General features: G+C 45.0%; 2 protein-coding genes. Both read right to left on the bottom strand.

Going from position 1 to position 1,044, the window contains the following annotated elements:
• Positions 1-388 (bottom strand): HAD family hydrolase (locus tag F6K53_RS45210; RefSeq protein ID WP_293087706.1); only part of this gene is annotated, 388 nt, incomplete at its 3' end.
• Between the two features lie 380 nt (positions 389-768).
• The coding region (locus F6K53_RS45205; RefSeq protein ID WP_293087703.1) for a DUF2780 domain-containing protein at positions 769-1,044 on the bottom strand (276 nt) is incomplete at its 5' end.

Here is a 1,044-nt window from a genome sequence, read left to right as displayed (position 1 = left end):
TTTCTTCCGTCAGGTGATAGCTGACTTTAAAGGGACGTTGTTCTGATTCTACTTGGGGAATTAAGTCAGGATATTGACCAGCCGTTTCGACAATCATGTCCCGATCCCAGCCTTCAGATAACTTGGAGGACCAGTCTGGATTGGGCGTATCTTGGCCATCATTATCATAAATTTCTGTACCCACAGAGGTGATCAGAGCATCTGGATCAAGAAGTGGCTTCTCGGCTTTCAACTGGTGGTAGGAACTATGGGATCGCCCTGTAGCATAAACGATTCTTGTACCATGTTCTTGGCGATGCTGACTTAGCAGAGGGTTCAGTTTAAGCAGAGCCTCATCATCCCCTACTAGAGTATTGTCAAGGTCAGTTACAAACAGAAATTTAGTCACGATCCGATTAGGGTTGGTAATCTCGCCAAATGCTTAGAGTTTGGCTATTGCCTTATTGTCCTACATAGTCGGCTGTAAGTGAAAAATGCGCTTTGGCTCATCCCGCTTTGACTACAATTGAAGTACCTATATCCCCTAGTACCAAGCGCAATTCCTATGACCTAGACACCGGGATCATACTGATGCTCAGACTATGCAAGATCAGCTGAACCAGTGTCTTGTCTGGATGAAGCATCAAGGGTGAAGCATCAAGGAACAAATTAAGTCACCACCTAAAATCTTCCCTCTGATCTCCTTGATGCCCCTACTTTGGGAAAACATACCCAAGTCTTGGGTTGATCCCTCATTACGATCACATTTCAGCCATCCAATCAATCACTCTAGCTCAACACTTTTGCCAAAAGGTTTTTGATCTCGTCCCCACCTTGGCTTTGAACGAAAGAGAGGACAATCGGTAGAAATTTGGAAATCATATCACTCTTCATTTCTAGTTGAGAAAAACCTCCTGCCAGGGTAGCTAGAGTGCCTAATTGTCCAACGCCACCACCCATTGATGCTGCTAATCCTCCCAAGGCTCCCATCATGCCACCACTTTTTGGTGCTGCTTGGAGCAAATCATTTATCCCTGGAATATATTGCGCTACTTGGGCAAAACT

It is taken from the genome of Moorena sp. SIO4A1 (assembly GCF_010672065.1).
GTDB lineage: Bacteria > Cyanobacteriota > Cyanobacteriia > Cyanobacteriales > Coleofasciculaceae > Moorena.
This window is presented reverse-complemented; position numbering and strand designations above follow the sequence as displayed.